2 protein-coding genes are annotated in these 21,730 nt (G+C 52.3%); both read left to right on the forward strand.

All coding sequences use genetic code 11. The annotated features are described in order from the left end of the window. Nucleotides 1–160: 160 nt before the first annotated feature. Complete coding sequence (locus tag MHB78_RS02635) at nucleotides 161–10,912, forward strand: non-ribosomal peptide synthetase (RefSeq protein ID WP_065894152.1); 10,752 nt, start codon at nucleotides 161–163, stop codon at nucleotides 10,910–10,912. A 20-nt stretch (nucleotides 10,913–10,932) separates the two neighbouring features. Next, nucleotides 10,933–21,696, forward strand: a complete 10,764-nt coding sequence (locus tag MHB78_RS02640; RefSeq protein ID WP_065894154.1) for a non-ribosomal peptide synthetase — start codon at nucleotides 10,933–10,935, stop codon at nucleotides 21,694–21,696. Nucleotides 21,697–21,730: the final 34 nt, after the last annotated feature.

Raw genomic sequence — 21,730 nt, forward strand, 5'->3', positions numbered from 1 at the left:
TTTTTTATTCGGGTGGACTATTTCATTTTATTGGAAATATAACATTTTAATGGATATGGCGAATCTGTGGAAGCTTTTTTCACTCACCGGCACACCGCAATGTGGGTTGCGGTGCCATTAAGCCGTGATACATAAAACGCATGAAGGAGGAACATAAGAAATGGACAACACGGTGTATTACCCGCTGACACATGCTCAAAAACGAATTTGGTATACAGAGACGTTTTATCCCGGTACAAGCGTGTCGAATTTAAGCGGATTTGGAAAGCTGAAATCGGAATCGGGAATAGATCCAGGCTTATTGACCGAAGCCATCCGGCAATTCGTCCGCACGAATGAAACGATGCGCTTCAGGCTGAAGCTGGCTGAAGGAGGCGAACCGAAGCAGTATATAGCCGAATATGAACCTTTTGATATCGAATACATTGATGCTGAAGAATACGGCGGTGTGGACGAGGTTTTGAGATGGGGACAAGCTGAAGCGCAGCGGCCTATACCGCTGTATGAAAGCCGGTTGTTTACGTTTGCCGTCGTCCGCATCAGTCCGGAAGAAAGCTGGTTTTTTACAAAAGTTCATCACGCCATTGCAGACGGCATTTCTATGACGCTCCTGGGAAACCGCATCACAGACATCTACTTGAAACTGGAGAAAGGGGAACAAGACTTCGAAGCCGTTCAGGCATCATTTACGGAGCACATTCAGAGTGAACTAGAATATGAACGGTCCAAACGGTTCGAAAAAGATAGGGCGTATTGGAACGCTCAATATGAATCGATTCCTGAACCCGTATCTCTGAAGCAAAGCGATTCTTACCAAATCCGTCTTGAGGCGGTTCGACTTTCGAAAGAGATTTCTCCTTCCCTGCATAAAAAAATTCAAACGTATTGTAAAGAAAACAACATAAGCGTACTCTCCTTGTTCCTGTCAATCTTACACATTTATATGCACAGGGTAACCGGCCAAAACGATATTGTGCTCGGCACCTTTATGGGAAACCGGACAAATGCAAAAGAAAAGCAGATGCTTGGGATGTTCGTTTCGACAATTCCGATGAAAGCGCACATTGATGCGCACCAGGACTTTACTGCATTTGTGCAGGAAAGGATGAAAGAACAGCTCAAAGTCATCAGGCATCAAAAATATCCGTACAATCTGCTGATCAATGATCTGCGGGAAAGAGAGCCGAATATCAACAGGCTGTTCGCCGTATCGCTTGAGTATCAGGTCATGCAATGGCAGCAAAAAGAAACGGTTTCGTTTTTGACCGAGCCGATTTTCAGCGGAAGCGAAATGAATGATATTTCCATTCATGTGAAAGAAAGATGGGATACGGGAACGCTTGCGATCGACTTTGACTACAGAAGCGAATTGTTCAGCAGCCGTGAAATGTCCGCTTTGTACGAGCGGCTCATGACGTTATTGGAGGATGCTTTGACTTCGCCGCATAAACGAATCAACGACCTTGCCGTGGTTTCGAATGAAGAAAAAGAAATGCTTCTGCAGCGGTCATCCGCTTCTCTTTTGAAAAACGAAAAAGAGATGACGCTGCACGGTTTGTTTGAACAAAAAGCGGCCGAGATTCCCGATAAAACAGCGGTGTTCTATGAAGGGAAACACCTCTCATACCGGGAGTTAAACGAGCAGGCAAACCGCTTGGCAAAGGCGCTTCGCAAAAGGGGAATCGGTCCGGATAAGCCGGCCGCCGTGTTGATGGAGCGGTCTGAACAGACGCTGACAGCCATTTTGGGCATCCTCAAAGCAGGGGGCGCTTATGTGCCGATCGATCCCGGTTTTCCGGAAGAAAGAATTCATTTTATGCTCAAGGATTCAAATGCCAAAGTGGTCATTGCCGACGGCGAATTTCACGCTGAGACAGCTGAAACGCTGCTGTTTGCCGAAGCGGTCGCCGAAACGGAAGAGGCCGGGAATCTGCCTTCTTCGGCAGGGGCGGAGCATCTCGCATACATCATTTATACGTCCGGTACAACCGGCCGCCCGAAAGGGGTCATGATTGAGCACAGGCAGGTTCACCACCTTGTCAGGGGGCTTCAGCAGGCAGTCGATACGTTGAAGGAGGATGACTTGAAGCTGGCGCTTTTGGCTCCGTTCCATTTCGATGCTTCGGTTCAGCAGATTTTCTTATCCCTTATACTGGGTAAGTCATTGTACATCGTTCCGAAAAAGACCGTTTCCGACGGCCGCGCGTTGGCCGCTTATTACCGCCGCCATCACATTGATATTACAGACTGTACACCGTCTCATTTGCAGCTTTTGCTTGCGGCGGATGATCTGCATGGAATCAAGCTGAAACATATCCTCACAGGCGGAGAAGCGCTGTCATGGAACACGGTCGATAAGCTTCTTCAATTGTTTTCGAAAACGGCCGATTCAAGGCCGCTCATCACGAATGTCTACGGACCGACGGAAACGTGTGTCGATGCTTCGGCGTTTACGATTCCAAATGACGGACACGTCCGTTATAACACCGCCTATGTCCCAATTGGCAAGCCGATCGGCAACAACCGCTTTTACATTTTGGATGAAAACGGGGCGCTTTTGCCGGATGGTGCCGAAGGCGAATTGTACATAGCAGGCGCCGGAGTCGGCCGCGGATATTTGAAACTTCCGGAGCTGACCGCGGAAAGATTTTCGGCTGATCCGTTTGTTCCGGGAGGCATCATGTATCGAACGGGCGATGCGGTAAAATGGCTTCCCGACGGCACGGTAGAATTTGTCGGCCGGAAAGATGATCAGGTGAAAATTCGCGGATACCGGATTGAGCTTGGGGAAATCGAATCGGTTCTGCAAGGGATGGAACATATCGAACAAGCGGTTGTGCTCGCCCGCCCGAGCGCAGGCGGTGATGAGCTTTGCGGATATGTCGTTCCGAAAAAAGGCGGCGCGGTTTCAGCGCCGGCATTAAGGGAGCACTTGTCCAAACATCTGCCTGATTATATGCTGCCTTCTTATTTTGTCGAGCTTCACGACATGCCGCTGACGCCGAGCGGCAAAGTGGACCGGAAAGCGCTGCTCCGCCACGAAGTGACGGTATCAGGCGTAACCGAATATACCGCGCCGAGAAACGACCGCGAACAAAAAATCGCTGATATTTGGCGGGATGTGCTCGGCGCTGGACAAGTCGGTATTCATGACCAGTTTTTTGAATTGGGAGGACATTCGCTGAAAGCCATGACGATGCTGGCAAAAATCCATAAAGCGTTCAGCGTCGAAGTTCCGCTCAACGTCCTGTTTGCAAAACCGACTGTAGCCGGTCTTAGTGAGTATATTGCTGAAGCTGAGCGGAAAGGGTTTGCCGAAATTAAGCCTGCGGCTGAAAGCGAACATTATCCTTTGTCATTGGCCCAGCAGCGGATCTATATCGTGAGCGAGCTGGAGGATGCCGGAATCGGCTACAATATGCCGGCCGCTGCCATGCTTGAAGGAACGCTTGACCTCCATCGTCTTGAAGAAGCGTTTCAAAAGCTTGTCGACAGGCATGAGGCGCTTCGCACTTCATTTCTATCGGTCAATGGGGAGCCGAGGCAGAAAATTCATCAACAGGTCCGGTTCAAACTTGAGATGATCGAGGGCGGAAGCATGGATGAAGAACGGATGCTGACATCATTCGTCCGCCGCTTTGATCTTGAGAAAGCGCCTTTGATGAGAGTCGGGCTCGTCCGTATTGAAGATACAAGACACATGCTTTTGTTTGATATGCATCACCTGATTTCAGACGGGGTGTCCATCTCGATCATTCTGCATGACCTTGCCAAGTTCTATAACGGCGAACAGCTGCCGGATGTGCGCCTCCATTATAAAGATTATGCTTCTTGGCAAAGGGATGAGGCGGAAGGCGGCTTTCAAAAGGAAGAGGAGTACTGGAAAAACGTCTTTTCCGGCGAACTCCCTGTATTGCAGCTTTTGACGGATGAGCCGAGACCGGCCGTCCAAAGCTTTGAAGGAGACAGGGTGTCAGCCGTACTGCCGAAAGCGGTGAAGGATAAATTGAACGGACTGGCCGAGAAAAACGGTGCGACATTGTATATGGTCATGCTTGCCGCTTACAATGCACTGCTTGCCAAATACACCGGACAGGATGATGTAATCGTCGGGACGCCGACAGCGGGCCGCAGACACTCAGACCTCGAAGGCATCGTCGGAATGTTTGTCAATACGCTGGCGATCCGTTCGAAAGTAGACCGGCAGCACACGTTCACCGAATTGCTTGACGATGTGCGTCAAACAGTGCTTGATGCCTTTGAACACCAGGACTATCCGTTTGAATGGCTTGCCGAAAAGCTGAATGTCCCGCGCGATTTAAGCCGCCATCCGATCTTTGACACGATGTTTATTTTGCAGAATGCAATGGATGACATACCGCTGATCGGCGACTTGCGTCTGTCAATCCATGAGACGAATGTCAAGATCGCAAAATTTGATCTGACGCTCCAGGCGAAAGAAGAGCGGGAAGGAATCGTCATCGATTTGGATTACAGTACAAAGCTGTTTAGAAAAGGAACGGCTGAACGGATGCTGAAACACTATCTCCATCTGCTTCGGGAAATTACGGCCGACCCGTCCCGGAAAATAGGGGAGTACGGCTTATTGACAGAGGAAGAAACGAATCGGCAGCTCGTCGAATTCAATCCGGGCGCAAGCGATTATCCGATAGAGAAAACGATCATTCAGCAGTTTGAAGAACAGGCGGAAAAAGCGGAAGACCGTCCGGCGCTGCAATTTGAAGGTACTGTCTTCACTTATGGAGAGCTTAACGAGAGAGCGAATCAACTGGCAAGACATCTGCGGGACAACGGGGTGGAAAATGGTACGACAGCCGCTGTTCTTACCGCCAGATCGGCCGAAATGGTCGTCGGCATTCTTGCGGTGCTAAAAGCCGGAGCTGCTTATGTTCCGATTGATCCGGATCATCCGGAGCAGCGGATCAAACACTTTTTCCATGACAGCGGAGCCTCTGTTCTTTTAACGCAAAAGGCGCTGAAGCCGCTGGCCGAGGCAGCGGAATTTACGGGCGGGACCATCATCCTTGATGATGAACATCTTTACCGGGGAGACGCGCGCAACCTGAACGTACCGGTTTCTCCTGAAGCGCTGGCGAACTTGACGTACACATCAGGCACAACGGGAATGCCGAAAGGAAACATGGTCACCCACCGGAACATTTTGCGTACGGTGAAAAATACGAACTATATGGAGATCATGGGTACCGATATCGTACTGTCCATTTCAAATTATGTGTTTGATGCCTTTATGTTTGATGTCTTCGGGTCGCTTTTAAACGGCGCCAAGCTTGTCATCGTTTCCAAGGAGACGATCCTTGACATGGAGCGGCTCGCCGGTGCAATCGAAAAAGAAAACGTCACCGTTTTAATGATTACGACCGCTTTGTTCAATCTCCTGACAGATATGCGCCCCGGCTGTATGAAGAACCTGCGCAGGGTGCTGTTCGGCGGCGAACGGGCGTCGGTCGACCATGTCAAAAGGGCGCTTAAGGCGGCCGGAAAAGGAAAGCTCCTTCATATGTACGGGCCGTCTGAGAGCACCGTCTTCACGACTTATCATCCGGTCAATGATGTGCCTGAAAATGCGCAGACCGTTCCGATCGGAAAGCCTGTCAGCAATACGGAGGTTTTGATTCTTGACCCGTTCGGAAACATACAGCCGAGAGGCGTTGCCGGAGAACTGTGCGTCGGAGGGGACGGACTTGTCCGCGGTTATTTTAACCGGCCGGATCTGACGGCGGAAAAATTCGTTCCGCATCCGTTTAAAAAGGGCCAAAAGATATATCGCACAGGCGATCTGGCGAGATGGCTGTCCGACGGAAGCATCGAATTTATCGGCCGGATCGACCATCAGGTCAAAATCCGCGGTCAGAGAATCGAGCTCGGCGAAATCGAGCATCATCTGCTGTCGCATGATGCGATTCAGGAAGCCGCCGTTTTGGCGGTCAATGGGACAGCGGGAGACAAAATGATCTGCGCGTATATCGTTGCCGACCGGGAGCTGTCAAACCGCGAGCTTCGCCAGCACGCAGCCGTTGGTCTGCCGGGCTATATGATTCCGTCGGTGTTTATGCAATTGGAGGAGCTTCCGCTGACAGGCAACGGAAAAGTCGACAGAAGGGCGTTGCCTGAACCTGATGCAGCGCAAATTGCGCAAACGGAATATACAGCGCCGAGAAATCGCGCAGAAGCGCAGCTTGCCGGGCTTTGGCAAGAGGTGCTCAACGTTCCGAAAGTCGGCGTGCACGACAATTTCTTTGAACTCGGCGGCCATTCCTTGCTCGGGATGGCTCTCATCGCCCGCATTCAGCAGGAGATGAATGTCGAACTGCGGCTGAAAGATCTGTTCCAGTCGCCGACGGTTGAAAGCCTGGCGAAAACCGCGGAACAGGCGGGGAAAACCTCTTCCGTCCGTATTGACCCCGCTAAAGAACAGGAGGCTTATCCGGTATCATCGGCTCAAAAACGGATCTATGTCCTTCAGCAGCTTGAGGGCGCCGAGAAAAGCTATAACATGCCATCCGTTCTTCGGCTTGAAGGAAAGCTTGATCTGAAACGGCTGGAAGAGGCAGCACGAATGCTCGTCATGCGCCATGAAGCGTTCAGAACATCGTTTCACATCGAGGATGGAGAGCCTGTACAGCGGATACGGAAGGATACCGGCTTTACGGTTGACGTAATCAACGCTGAGGAGCGTGAAGCCGAAAAGCTGATCAAGGAATTCATCAGGCCGTTTGATTTGGCCGAAGCGCCGCTGTTCAGGATGAATCTCATCCGCCTTGCAGAAGAGAAACACCTTTTGTTTGTCGATATGCACCACATCATTTCAGACGGCGCGTCCGTCAGCGTGCTGATCGATGAACTGACAAGGCTCTATGCCGGGGAAACGCTTGAACCGCTTCGCATTCAGTATAAGGATTACACCGTTTGGCAGCGGGCATTTTTGCAAACCGGACGCGACAAAAAGCTTGAAGAATATTGGCTGAGAGAGCTTGGCGGCGAACTGCCGGTTCTCGCGCTGCCGACAGATTATCCGCGTCCGTCCGTTCAAACGTTTGAAGGCGACCGCATCGCCTTTACGATCAATCAGAAGCTTGTCCGGGCTTTGAGAAAGCTTGCCCAAGAAACGGGAACGACTCTGTATATGGTTCTTCTCGCTTCCTACAGCGCGTTTTTGTCGAAGCTCAGCGGACAGAAAGACATTGTGGTCGGTTCTCCGGCAGCGGGAAGATCGCACGGTGATCTGGACAAGATCATCGGGATGTTTGTCAATACGCTTGCGATGAGGACGCATCCGCAAGGAGAAAAAACGTTTGCCGCGTTTTTAAAGGAAGTCAAGGAAACTTCGCTTGGTGCCTATGAGCATCAGGATTATCCGTTTGAAGAACTGGTTGAAAAATTGGAAGTCCGGCGCGATATGAGCCGAAATCCACTGTTCGATGCCGTATTCGCGATGCAAAATGCCGATTTGCGGGCATTGTCAATGGAAGGCGTCACCCTTCGTCCATACGAGTTTGAACACAAAACGGCCAAGTTTGATCTGACGCTGGCCGCAGCCGAAGAAGACGATATTGTCCGGTTTGAAATGGAGTATAATACAGCTCTTTTTAAAGATGAAACGATCAGTCGCTGGAGCAAGTACTGGCTCAATCTGCTCGAAGCGGTTGCTGACAATCCGAATATCCGCCTTTCAGAACTCTCCCTGCTGGATGAAGCGGAAAAACGACGGATCGTCGAAGCGTGGAACGACACGGCGCTTGACGTTCCGTCAGACAAAACGATCCACGAGCTGTTCGAAGCACAGGTCAGCCGCACGCCTGATCACGGTGCAGCGGTATTCAACGGCCGCCGCTGGACGTACCGGGAGCTCAACGCCCGCGCAAACCGTCTGGCCCGCCTGCTTATCGAAAAGGGAGCGCGGCCGGAACAGCGGATCGGCATCATGGTCAAACCTTCCCTCGAAATGGCGGCCGGAGTGCTTTCGATTTTGAAAGCAGGAGCGGCTTATGTGCCGATCGATCCCGCCTATCCTGAACAAAGGGTCAAATACATCCTGGAAGACAGCGGAGCGGAGCTCCTGCTGACGCAAACGGGTACAGCCGTGCCTGACGGCTTCTGCGGGGAAACAATTTTGCTTGATGCCGTGTTAGCCGGGGAAGTGACTTCAGAAGACGAGGTGAATCCGCAGTCAGAGGCAAAACCGGACAACCTGGCCTACCTAATCTACACATCAGGTACGACGGGCCGGCCGAAAGGCGTCATGGTCGAGCACCATTCGCTTGTGAACTTGTGCTATTGGCACAATGACGAATTCGTTGTCACTGAACGCGACAAGAGCGCGAAATACGCCGGCTTCGGCTTTGATGCATCCGTGTGGGAGATGTTCCCGTACTGGATCGCCGGAAGCGAGCTGCACATGATCGATGAAGCGATCAGGATGGATATCGTCCGCCTGAATCAGTATTTTGAAGAACACGGCATCACGATCACGTTCCTCCCGACTCAGCTGTGCGAGCAGTTTATGGAGCTTGACAACAAATCGCTGCGCGTGCTTCTGACGGGCGGCGACAAGCTGAAGCGGGTCGAAAAGCGCGGCTATACGCTCGTCAACAACTACGGCCCGACGGAAAACACGGTCGTGGCGACAAGCACGGCGATTGACCCTGACGAAGGAATGCTTTCGATCGGCAGACCGATCGCCAACACCCGCGTTTACGTGCTCGGAGAGCACAATGAGGTACAGCCTGCCGGTGTCACGGGTGAATTGTGCATCGCCGGCCGCGGCTTAGCGCGCGGCTATCTCAACAAGCCGGAAGAAACGGAGAAGCGCTTTACGGCAGACCCGTTTGTACCGGGCGAGCGGATGTACCGGACGGGCGATGCCGTTAAGTGGCTTCCGGACGGCCGGGTCGAATATATCGGCAGGATCGACCAGCAGGTGAAAATCCGCGGCTTCCGGATCGAGCTTTCTGAAATCGAAGTACAGCTTGCGAAGCTTCCAGGAGTACAAGAAGCAGCCGTCACTGACATCGAGGATGCGCATGGCAACAAAGCGCTCTGCGGCTATGTGACATCAGCCGAACCGCTTGATACAGGACGCCTCGCGGACCAATTAGCGAAGACGCTGCCTGATTACATGGTGCCCGCATATTGGGTGCAGCTCAGCGAGCTGCCGATTACAGCGAACGGAAAAGTCGACAAACGCGCGCTTCCACAGCCGGACCTTACCGTGCAGACAGCTGAATACAAAGCGCCGCGAAGTGAGACCGAACAGCTGTTGGCGGATGTTTGGCAGGAGGTTCTCGGCGTCGAACGAATCGGGATCAGCGACAATTTCTTCACGCTCGGCGGGGATTCGATCAAAGGGATTCAAATGGCGAGCCGCCTTCAGCAGCACGGCTTAAAGCTTGAGATGAAGGATTTATTCCAGCACCCGACAATCGAACAGATCAGTTTTTATGTAGAGACGGCTGATGATAAAGCAATCGATCAGGGGCCTGTCGAAGGCGAAGTGATGCTTACGCCGATCCAGCGCTGGTTCTTCGAACGTGCGTTTACAAATGAGCACCACTGGAATCAGTCGGTTATGCTTCATGCACCGTCAGGCTTCGACCCTGAGATTACTGGACAGGTTTTAAGCGGGCTGATGGCGCATCATGATGCCTTGCGCATCATTTATAAGCGTGATGGAGAGAACGTTGTTCAATACAACAGAGGGCTTGAAGCTGCGGAGGTTCAGCCTGAGGTCATTCACCTGCACCAATCAGGCGCTGAATTGGAGGCTTCCATTTTGGAAGAAGCCAATCGAATTCAAAGCAGCATCGATTTGTCGCAGGGACATCTGCTGAAAGCGGCAATCTTCAAAACCGGCCAAGGCGACCATTTGCTGATCGTCATTCACCATCTTGTCGTGGACGGTGTGTCATGGCGGATTTTGCTGGAGGACTTTGCGGCAGGATTGCTTCAAGCTGAAAAAGGCGAGCCGATCGTCCTTCCGGAAAAATCACATTCCTTTGCAGAATACGCGGCACGATTGAGTGAGTATGCCGGTTCCAAGACGTTTGCCAAGGAGATCGGCTATTGGGAGGAAATCGAGAAGACGGCGGCCGTGCCGCTCCCTAAAGATGCCGAAGCAGACGATAAGCGGATGCGCCATACGAAAACGGTTGAATTCTCGTTGACGAAAGAAGAAACGGAACAGCTCATGACAAAAGTCCACGAAGCGTACAACACGGAAATGAATGATATTTTGCTTACGGCGTTGGGCTTTGCCGTAAAAGAATGGACAGGACAAAGCGATTTCATCGTCACGCTGGAGGGACACGGGCGTGAGGACATCATTGACGGCTTGAATATGTCAAGAACCGTCGGCTGGTTTACGAGCCAGTTCCCTGCACTGATTCAGATGCGCCATTCCGATGATATGGGCTATCAAATCAAACAGGTCAAAGAAGATCTGCGCCACATCCCGCATAAAGGAATCGGCTATGGCATCTATCGCTATTTAACAGAAGAAGGCAAAAAAAGCGGGCGGGTCAAACCGGAGATCAGCTTCAACTATTTAGGCCAGTTCACGGAAATGTCTGAATCGGGTCGGTTCACCCGGTCGAAACTCCCGTCCGGCGATCCTCTGAGCCCCGATACTGAGAAGCCGAACGCTCTTGACATCGTCGGTTTTATCGAGGACGGCGTGCTGACGATGTCGATCGCTTATCATTCATTGGAATTTAAAGAAAGCACAATCTCAACTGTCGCCGGCAGCTTTAAAGCTTATTTGCTGCAACTGATCGATCATTGTCTGACTCAAGATGGAGACGAGTTGACCCCGAGTGATCTTGGAGACGACGATTTGACACTTGAAGAACTTGATAAATTGATGGAAATTTTCTAACAAAACATACGAGGTGGCTTATGGGGAAACAAAAGATTCAAAAGGTATATCCTTTGACACCGATGCAGGAAGGGATGCTGTATCACGCAATGCTTGATCCGGAATCTTCCTCTTACTTCACACAGCTGGAGCTTTTCATAGACGGGGATTTTGATTTAGAGATCTTTGAAAAAAGCGTGAATCTGCTCGTGCGTTCTTACGATATTCTCAGAACGGTTTTCGTTTATCAGCAATTGCAAAAGCCGCGTCAAGTCGTCCTGGCCGAGCGCGGAACGAAGGTTCATTTTGAAGATATCGCCGGATGGGATGAAGCGCGGCAAAACATGCGCATCGGACAATATAAACAGGACGTTCAGAAAGCCGGATTTAACCTTGCGAAAGATATGCTCTTTAAAGTGGCGGTTTTCCGGCTTGCCGATCAGCAATATCAGCTCATCTGGAGCAATCATCACATCGTGATGGACGGCTGGAGCATGGGCATATTGATGAAGCGGCTTTTTGAAAACTATGAAGCGGTTCGTTCAAACCGTCCGGCTCCGCTTGATCAAGGCAGGCCTTATGCCGACTATATCAAATGGCTCGGCCGGCAAGACAAGGAAGAAGCCGGGGCCTATTGGGAAAAGCGCCTCGGCGATGTGGAAAGCCCGAGTGTCATCCCGGGCCGAAAAGCGGGAGAGGCCGAAGGGGTCTATCAGAATGAAGAGTTCACATTGGTATGGGAGCGGGATTTGGTCGATGCCGTCCAAAGGGCGGCCAACCGCTATAACGTGACGGCGCCTAATCTGTTTCAGGCGATGTGGGGAGCGGTTCTTGCCAAATACAATGCCGCAGATGACGTGGTGTTCGGCACGGTTGTGTCCGGACGCCCGTCCGAGGTCAACGGCATCGAACATATGGCGGGCTTATTTATCAATACGATCCCGGTCCGCTTAAAAATCGGGAAAAACGCTACATTTGCCGAACTTTTCAAGCAGGCGCAGCAGCATGCCATCGAAGCGGAGCAATACGATTATCTCCCGCTGTATGAGATTCAAAAGAGCTCCGCTTTAGAGGGCCGTCTCATCAGCCATCTGGTTGCGTTTGAAAACTACCCATTGGATAAAGAGTTGGAAAACGGGGCGATGAAGGAGCGTCTAGGCTTTTCCATCAAAGCGGGAGCGGCCTTTGAACAAACGAACTACGATTTTAACCTGATCGTATACCCGGGAACAGAATGGACGCTCAAGCTGAAATACAACAGTGCGGTTTATGACGCCTCCTTCGTTGAGAAGGCGGCGGAGCACCTGACAAGGCTCGCCAGGATCGCCGTGTCCGATCCGGAATCACCGGCAAGGCGGGCCGGGATTTTATCAGATGAGGAACAAAAAGCGCTGCTTGCCTTCAATGATACAAAAACGGACTATCCGCGGGACAAGTCGATTCCGGAACTGTTTGAGGAACAGGCGGAACAGACGCCTGAAAAAGCGGCTGTCGTTTACAACGGATCGAGCATCACGTACCGCAGGCTCAATGAAAAAGCCAATCAGCTTGCGCGGCGTTTGCAGGAAAACGGCCTGATGCATGGGGGAAGGGCAGCGGTCATGATGGAGAGGTCGCTTGAATCGGCCGTCGGCATGCTGGCGGTGCTGAAAGCAGGCGGCGCATACGTGCCGATTGATCCGGACTACCCCGAAGATCGAATCCGCTTTTTGCTGGAAGACAGCGGTGCAAACATCGTCGTCATCAAGCAGGGAACAAAGCGCTCTTTCGACGGGTATAAAACGATTGCGGCTGATGATAACTCGCTTGAACGTGAAGATTCCGCCAATCTTGAAACGATCGCGAAGCCTGATGATCTCGCGTACTGCATATATACATCTGGTTCGACAGGGAAGCCGAAAGGCGTCATGGTCGAGCACCGCAATATCGTCCGCCTCGTCAAAAACGCCGGATATATTCCGCTTCATGCCGAAGTGAACATGGCGCAGACGGGAGCGGTCAGCTTTGACGCCAGTACGTTCGAGGTGTTTGGCGCATTATTGAACGGAGCGACCCTCTTTCCCGTTCCGAAAGAAACGCTTCTTGATGCGAGAGCGTTCAAAGCGTTTTTGGAAGAGAACGGCATCACGACGATGTGGCTGACATCACCGCTCTTCAATCAGCTCGCACATCAAGATCCGAACATGTTCAATACCGCAAAAGATATCATCATCGGCGGAGATGCGCTCGTACCGGGCATCGTCAACAAGGTCAGGCGCGCATGTCCCGCACTCTCCCTTTGGAACGGCTACGGCCCGACGGAAAACACGACATTTTCGACATGCTTTTGCATCGACCGGGAATATGAGCACGCGATCCCGATCGGAAAGCCGATTGCAAATTCAACGGCCTATATTCTTGATGACGAACAACAGCTTCTCCCGATCGGCGTGCCCGGCGAGCTGTGTGTCGGCGGAGACGGCGTGGCGCGCGGCTATTTGAATCGGCCTGAGCTGACCGCCGAAAAATTCGTCAGCGATCCATTTAGAGAAGGAGGGCGGATTTACCGGACAGGCGATTTGGCAAGACGGCTTCCCGACGGAAACATCGAATTTCTCGGACGGATTGATCACCAGGTGAAGGTGCGCGGCTTCCGGATCGAATTAGGCGAAATCGAAGCAAGGTTGGCGCAGCTTGACGGCATTCGTGAAGCAGCGGCCATCATCCAGGAAAACGATGCGGGCGAGAACGAAATCTGCGCGTATTATACGGGCGATCGGTCAGCTGCTGACGTGCGCTCAGAGCTGTCCAAGCCGCTTCCTGAGTATATGATCCCGTCTCATTTCACCCGGCTTGAGGCGATGCCGCTTACGGCAAACGGAAAGGTCGATAAACGCAGGCTTCCTGAGCCGGCTGCAAAGGAAGCGGATGCCCTATACCAACCTCCTGAAAATGAAACGGAAGAAATTCTCGCCGCGATCTGGGAAGAGATTCTCGGCATCAAGCGTCCTGGCATCGATGACAATTTCTTCTCAGTCGGCGGGCATTCGCTGAAAGCGATGATGCTTACGGCCAAGATTCAAGAGCAATTGCAAAAAGAGGTCCCTATCAAGATATTGTTTGAAACGCCGACGATCAGAGGGCTTGCCGAATTTCTTCAAGGGGAATCAAAAGAGGAAGTCGTCCATCCGATCGAACCAGCCCCGTCAAGCTCTTATTATCCGGTATCCTCCGCGCAAAGGAGGATGTACATTCTTAATCAGCTCGAAGAAGCGAGCACAAGCTACAATGTGCCGGCGGTGCTGCTGCTGGAGGGCGACTTGGACCAAAACCGTCTCGAATCTGCGTTTCGGGCTTTAATCAGCCGTCATGAAACACTCCGGACTTCGTTTGCCGTCATAGACGGGGACATCGTCCAGCACGTTCATGAGGACGTGCCGTTTACGCTAACGGTTTCACAAGCGGAAGAAGCGGAGGCCGAGTCGAAAATCGACGGGTTTATCCGCCCGTTTCAACTGGATCAGGCGCCGCTCGTCCGGGCGGAGCTCGTTCAATTGGAGGAAAAGCGCCATCTGCTGTTGATCGATATGCACCATATTATTACGGACGGAAGCTCGACAGGCATTTTCATCCGCGATCTTGCGCAGCTTTACCATGGCGGCGATTTGCCTGCCCAAAAGCTGCATTACAAAGATTTCGCCGTCTGGCAAAACGAACAGGAACGAACGGGCAAGCTTAAAAAACAGGAGCAATATTGGCTTGACGTATTCAAAGGCGAGCTCCCTGTGCTGGATCTGCCGTACGACGATCCGCGTCCTGCAAAACGCAGCTTTGAAGGAGAGCGGGTTGTCTTTGGAATTGATAAAAAGCTTGCAAGCGAGATTCAGAGGCTCCTTTCCGAGTCTGATACAACGCTTTATATGTTTCTGCTTGCTGCGTTCAATATCTTTTTGGCGAAGTATGCGGCACAGGACGATATCATTGTCGGATCGCCTGTTGCCGGGAGAACCCATCCCGATCTGAATGACATCCCGGGCATGTTTGTCAACACACTCGCCCTCCGCAATCGTCCTGAAGGGCAAAAAACGTTCAAAGAGTTTTTGCAGGAGGTCAAAGAAACGAGCCTTCAAGCGTTTGCCGAGCAAAGCTACCCGCTTGAAGAGCTGATCGAAAAGCTGCCTCTGGAGAGAGACACGAGCCGGAACCCGCTGTTCAGCGTATTTTTCAACATGCAAAACATGGACATGGCTGCTTTGAGTTTGGGAGGCTTGCAGATTTCTTCCTATTCCGTGCGCCATCGCACCGCAAAGTTCGACCTGTCTCTTGAAGCCGTCGAACACGACGGGGAAATCGGTTTGAGCTTTGATTATGCGACCGCTCTATTTAAGGAGGAAACGATCAGGCGCTGGAGCGGACACTTCCTGAACGTGGTCAAAACGATCTGTGAAAACCCCGGCGTCAAGCTTGCAGATATCGATCTGCTTTCTGACAACGAACGGAAGGCGCTGCTTGCTGAAGCAGTACACAGCGGGGCAGACCGGGGGGAAGACGCACCGTTTCATGAACTGTTTGAACGGCAGGTTGAAAAAACGCCTGAGCGGACAGCCGTCGTGTGCGGAGACACAAAGCTCACATACCGGGAGCTTGATGAAAAAGCCAATCAGCTTGCATACGTTCTTCGCGGAAAAGGCGCCGGCAAAGAAGATGTCATCGGCATTATGCTCGACCGTTCCGCTGACGTCATCGTCTCCATCCTTGGCGTCATGAAAGCCGGAGGCGCATTTTTGCCGATCGATCCGGAAATGCCGCCTGCCAGGATCCGGTATATGCTTGAAGACAGCGGAGCCAGCTTGCTGGTTACGGAATCAGCCTATCAAGCATCCCTTTCTGATATATATAAAGGAATATTCATAGATATTGAGAAAGACATTGATCCGGGTGTGAAGAAGGAGCGTCCTGATTCAGTCAATGACGGGGACAGTCTCGCCTATATCATTTACACATCAGGAACGACGGGCGCTCCAAAAGGCGTTCAGCTTGAACATTGCAATCTTGTGAACTATGTTTCCTGGTTTGTAAGCGAAGCGGAGCTTGCTGAATCGGATAAGTCGGTGCTCCTGTCATCCTTCGCGTTCGATCTCGGGTATACGGGCTTGTTCCCGGTCCTTCTTGCCGGAGGGGAGCTTCATATCATCCCGAAAGAAACATACACGGAACCGGACCGGCTATGCCGCTATATCAATGAAAAAGCGATCACATATATCAAGCTGACGCCGTCGCTGTTCCATACGATCGTGCAGACGCAAAGCTTTGCTTTATCTAAGGCGCTTGAGCCGCTGAGACTGATCGTGCTCGGGGGAGAAAAGATCAATCCGGCCGATGTGGAGCGGTACCATTTCCATTATCCGAAAGCCCGTTTTATCAACCATTACGGGCCGACGGAGACGACGATCGGCACGATCGCCAAACCGATCGATGCAGACGGGCTTAGCGAATTTGTCAAACGTCCGGCGATCGGGCGGCCGATTCCGGGTGCGGGAGCATTGGTATTGGATAAATCCCGCCGCCTTGTCCCCGCCGGAGCGCCGGGTGAGCTTTTTATAACCGGAAAAGGGCTTGCGCGCGGTTATTTGAACAAACGGGAGCTGACAGCCGAGAGGTTTATAGAAAACCCTTATGCACCGGGGACTCTCATGTATCAAACGGGCGATCTCGTCCGCCGTCTTCCGAATGGGGAGATCGAATTTTTAGGACGTACCGATGATCAGGTGAAAATCCGCGGATACAGGATTGAATTGAAGGAAATCGAAGACGCCCTGAAAGAGTGCAGGGATGTGGAAAGAGCGGTTGTCCTCGCTTTTGCGCCGGATTCGGGATTGGAGGAGCTGTGCGCCTATATTCAGTCGAAGCAAACAATCGCATCTTCCGAGCTGAGGGAGCATCTTTCCGAAAGACTGCCTGCGTACATGGTGCCGTCATACTTTGTCACCGTCGATGCGATTCCGCTGACGGCCAACGGCAAAGTTGACCGCAATGCCCTGCCTGAGCCGCAGGCGCCAAACGGCGAAAGCGACTCTTATGAGCCGCCGTCAACAGATCTCGAGAAAGAGCTGTGCCTTATGTGGGAAGACGTTCTCGGCATCAGGCCGATCGGTGCCGAAGACAACTTCTTCGATTTGGGCGGACATTCTTTGAAAGGGATGATGCTGACTGCAGATATTCAAGCCAAGCTGCACAAAAAGGTGCCGCTTAAAGCGCTTTTCGAATATCCGACAGTGCGCCGTCTTGCCCGCTATATCGAGTCGTCTGAAGATCAATCCGTACAGAGCGCGATACAGCCTGCTGAAAAAAGCGACTGGTATCCGGTATCATCCGCACAAAAACGGATGTACGTCCTTCATCATCTCGAAAAAAACGGCACCGGCTACAATATGCCGTCAGTGTTCTTGATGGAAGGCGACCTTGATATCGAGCGCTTAAAACGGGCGCTTCTGGCATTGGTGGATCGCCATGAGTCGCTGCGTACATCGTTTGCCGAAATCGACGGCAGCCCTGTTCAAAAAGTCCATGACAAAGCGGACATCGAGCTGAAGGTCACGCCTGTTCAAGAAGGCGAAGCCGAAAAAGAAATCAGCCGCTTTATCAGGCCGTTTGATATAAGCAGCGCTCCGCTCATCCGCGCCGAGCTGCTGTCAGTCGGGAGACAACGCCACCTGCTGTTGATCGATACGCACCACATTATTGCCGACGGCGTTTCGAGAAGCCTTTTTGTGAAAGAAATTGCAAGGCTCTACAGAGGCGAATCTCTGCCTGAGCGTAAGCTGCATTACAAAGATTATGCCGTATGGCAAACCGGGCCCGTGCAGCGGGAAACCATTCGGAAGCAGGAACAATTCTGGCTGAACGAGTTTTCAGAAGCCGTGCCGGAACTCGGCCTGCCGCTGGACTTCCCGCGCTCTCCGGTGCAAAGCTTTAGCGGGGATCAGGTTCACTTTAAAACATCGAAGCCCGCAGCGCTCAACATCCGGAGGCTTGCGACGGAGACGAAAACGACGCTGAATATCGTCATGCTGGCCGTTTTCAATATCTTTTTAAACCGTCTCACCGGCCAGAAAGATATTGTCGTAGGGTCTGCGACTGCCGGCAGAACACATTCAGAATTGAAAGACATGCCGGGCATGTTCGTCAACTCGCTGGCTCTTAAAAACCATGTGCCGCAGGACGCGACATTCCGCGAGTTTTTGGAAGATGTTAAAAACAGAAGCCTGGCTGCGCTTGATCATCAGGACTATCCGTTTGAAGATCTGATTGCCAAGCTTGATCTGCCCCGCGATATGAGCCGAAACCCGCTTTTCAATGTCATGCTGACGGTGGAAGATCCTGATAAGGAAACATTCGATTTGGACGGTGTAACGATTAAGCCGTATGACATATCGCACGCCGCTGCCAAGTTCGATTTGACGCTGGGAGCGTTTGAGAAAGACGGCGAAATCGGTCTGCAATTCGAATATGCGACAGATTTGTTTAAGAAAGAAACGATCAGGCGCTGGAGCGGGTATTTGCTCAATCTGCTCGAAGCGGTTGCTGACAATCCGAATATCCGCCTTTCAGAACTCTCCCTGCTGGATGAAGCGGAAAAACGACGGATCGTCGAAGCGTGGAACGACACGGCGCTTGACGTTCCGTCAGACAAAACGATCCACGAGCTGTTCGAAGCACAGGTCAGCCGCACGCCTGATCACGGTGCAGCGGTATTCAACGGCCGCCGCTGGACGTACCGGGAGCTCAACGCCCGCGCAAACCGTCTGGCCCGCCTGCTTATCGAAAAGGGAGCGCGGCCGGAACAGCGGATCGGCATCATGGTCAAACCTTCCCTCGAAATGGCGGCCGGAGTGCTTTCGATTTTGAAAGCAGGAGCGGCTTATGTGCCGATCGATCCCGCCTATCCTGAACAAAGGGTCAAATACATCCTGGAAGACAGCGGAGCGGAGCTCCTGCTGACGCAAACGGGTACAGCCGTGCCTGACGGCTTCTGCGGGGAAACAATTTTGCTTGATGCCGTGTTAGCCGGGGAAGTGACTTCAGAAGACGAGGTGAATCCGCAGTCAGAGGCAAAACCGGACAACCTGGCCTACCTAATCTACACATCAGGTACGACGGGCCGGCCGAAAGGCGTCATGGTCGAGCATCATTCGCTTGTGAACTTGTGCTATTGGCACAATGACGAATTCGTTGTCACTGAACGCGACAAGAGCGCGAAATACGCCGGCTTCGGCTTTGATGCATCCGTGTGGGAGATGTTCCCGTACTGGATCGCCGGAAGCGAGCTGCACATGATCGATGAAGCGATCCGGATGGATATCGTCCGCCTGAATCAGTATTTTGAAGAACACGGCATCACGATCACGTTCCTCCCGACTCAGCTGTGCGAGCAGTTTATGGAGCTTGACAACAAATCGCTGCGCGTGCTTCTGACGGGCGGCGACAAGCTGAAGCGGGTCGAAAAGCGCGGCTATACGCTCGTCAACAACTACGGCCCGACGGAAAACACGGTCGTGGCGACAAGCACGGCGATTGACCCTGACGAAGGAATGCTTTCGATCGGCAGACCGATCGCCAACACCCGCGTTTACGTGCTCGGAGAGCACAATGAGGTACAGCCTGCCGGTGTCACGGGTGAATTGTGCATCGCCGGCCGCGGCTTAGCGCGCGGCTATCTCAACAAGCCGGAAGAAACGGAGAAGCGCTTTACGGCAGACCCGTTTGTACCGGGCGAGCGGATGTACCGGACGGGCGATGCCGTTAAGTGGCTTCCGGACGGCCGGATCGAATATATCGGCAGGATCGACCAGCAGGTGAAAATCCGCGGCTTCCGGATCGAGCTTTCTGAAATCGAAGTACAGCTTGCGAAGCTTCCAGGAGTACAAGAAGCAGCCGTCACTGACATCGAGGATGCGCATGGCAACAAAGCGCTCTGCGGCTATGTGACATCAGCCGAACCGCTTGATACAGGACGCCTCGCGGACCAATTAGCGAAGACGCTGCCTGATTACATGGTGCCCGCATATTGGGTGCAGCTCAGCGAGCTGCCGATTACGGCGAACGGAAAAGTCGACAAACGCGCGCTTCCACAGCCGGACCTTACCGTGCAGACAGCTGAATACAAAGCGCCGCGAAGTGAGACCGAACAGCTGTTGGCGGATGTTTGGCAGGAGGTTCTCGGCGTCGAACGAATCGGGATCAGCGACAATTTCTTCACGCTCGGCGGGGATTCGATCAAGGGGATTCAAATGGCGAGCCGCTTACAGCAGCACGGCCTGAAGCTTGAGATGAAAGACTTGTTCCAGCACCCGACGATCGGCGGGATCAGCTCTTATATCGAATCGACGGAAGGAAAGCCGGCCGACCAGGGGCCTGTCGAAGGCGAAGTGATACTTTCACCGATTCAGCGCTGGTTCTTCGAACGCTCGTTTTCGAATGAGCACCACTGGAATCAGTCGGTTATGCTTCACGCGCCGTCAGGCTTCGACCCTGAGATTGTTGAACAAACATTGCAATCATTAGCCGGTCATCATGACGCACTGCGCATGGTTTACAGAAAAGAAGGCGGCCGGATCATTCAATACAACCGCGGACCGGATGAGAGGGCTTTTGCCTTCCGAGTGGTGAATCTCCAGTACGTCTCAGACGCTCAAGCGGAGATCGCTGCCCAAGCGGAGCGGTTGCAGGCAAGCCTTGATATCGCGAAAGGCCCGCTGATGAAAGCAGAGCAGTATCTGACGGCTGATGGGGACCATTTGCTGATCGTCATCCACCATCTCGTCGTGGACGGCGTGTCATGGCGGATTTTGCTGGAAGACTTTGCAGCGGGCTATCAGCAAGCCGCAAAGAATCAGGATATTGTCCTCCCTGATAAAACCGATTCGTTTAAAGACTGGGCCGAAGAGCTTGCGGTTTATGCGCAGTCCGAACAGTTCCTCAAGACGTGCGGCTATTGGCGCGAACTGGAAAAAGAACGGGTGCCGGCATTGCCGAAAGACCGCATTGTCAGCGAGAGAAAAACAAAAGACACAGCCGCTGCCAAGTTCGAGCTGACCGAGGAAGAAACGCGTCTCTTATTGACGAAAGTTCATGAGCCGTACGGTACGGATATCAATGATATTCTCCTTTCCGCCTTGAGCCTGACGATCCGGGAATGGACGAATCAATCGGGGGTCTGTATCAATATGGAAGGGCACGGCAGGGAAGAAATCATGCCGAATATGAATATCTCGAGAACAGTGGGATGGTTCACCGCCCAATATCCGGTTATCTTAAAAGCCGGCGAGGGAGGTTTGCCGGAGCTTATTAAAACCGTAAAAGAAACGCTCCGGCAGATCCCTGATAAGGGAGTCGGCTACGGCATTCTCAGGTATGTAACAGACCGGCAAAAAGCCGGCGATATCGATTTCTCCATCAAGCCGGAGATCAGCTTTAACTATTTAGGGCAGATAGACAATGAAGTGCAGACTGAATTTTTCGGCCCGTCTCCATACGATATGGGACATCAGGTTTCGGAAGAATCGGAAGCCCTCTACGCCCTGAGCTTCAGCGGCATCATCAGCAATGAAAAACTCATCATGTCCTGCTCCTTTAATACAAAGGAGTTTGACAGGTCGACCGTGCAGGAAAGGATCGAACGGTTTAAGCATCATCTGCTTTCATTGATCGACCATTGCACGGCCAAAAAGGAGCGGGAGTTCACGCCTAGCGACTTCAGCGCCGGCGGTCTTGAAATGGAAGAGATGGGCGACTTGTTTGATGTGCTTGAAGAAAATTTGAAATAAACATTGTGCGAGTTGCCCGCTTCCCAAGCGGGCA

It is taken from the genome of Bacillus sp. FSL K6-0138 (assembly GCF_037982765.1).
Classification (GTDB): domain Bacteria; phylum Bacillota; class Bacilli; order Bacillales; family Bacillaceae; genus Bacillus; species Bacillus glycinifermentans.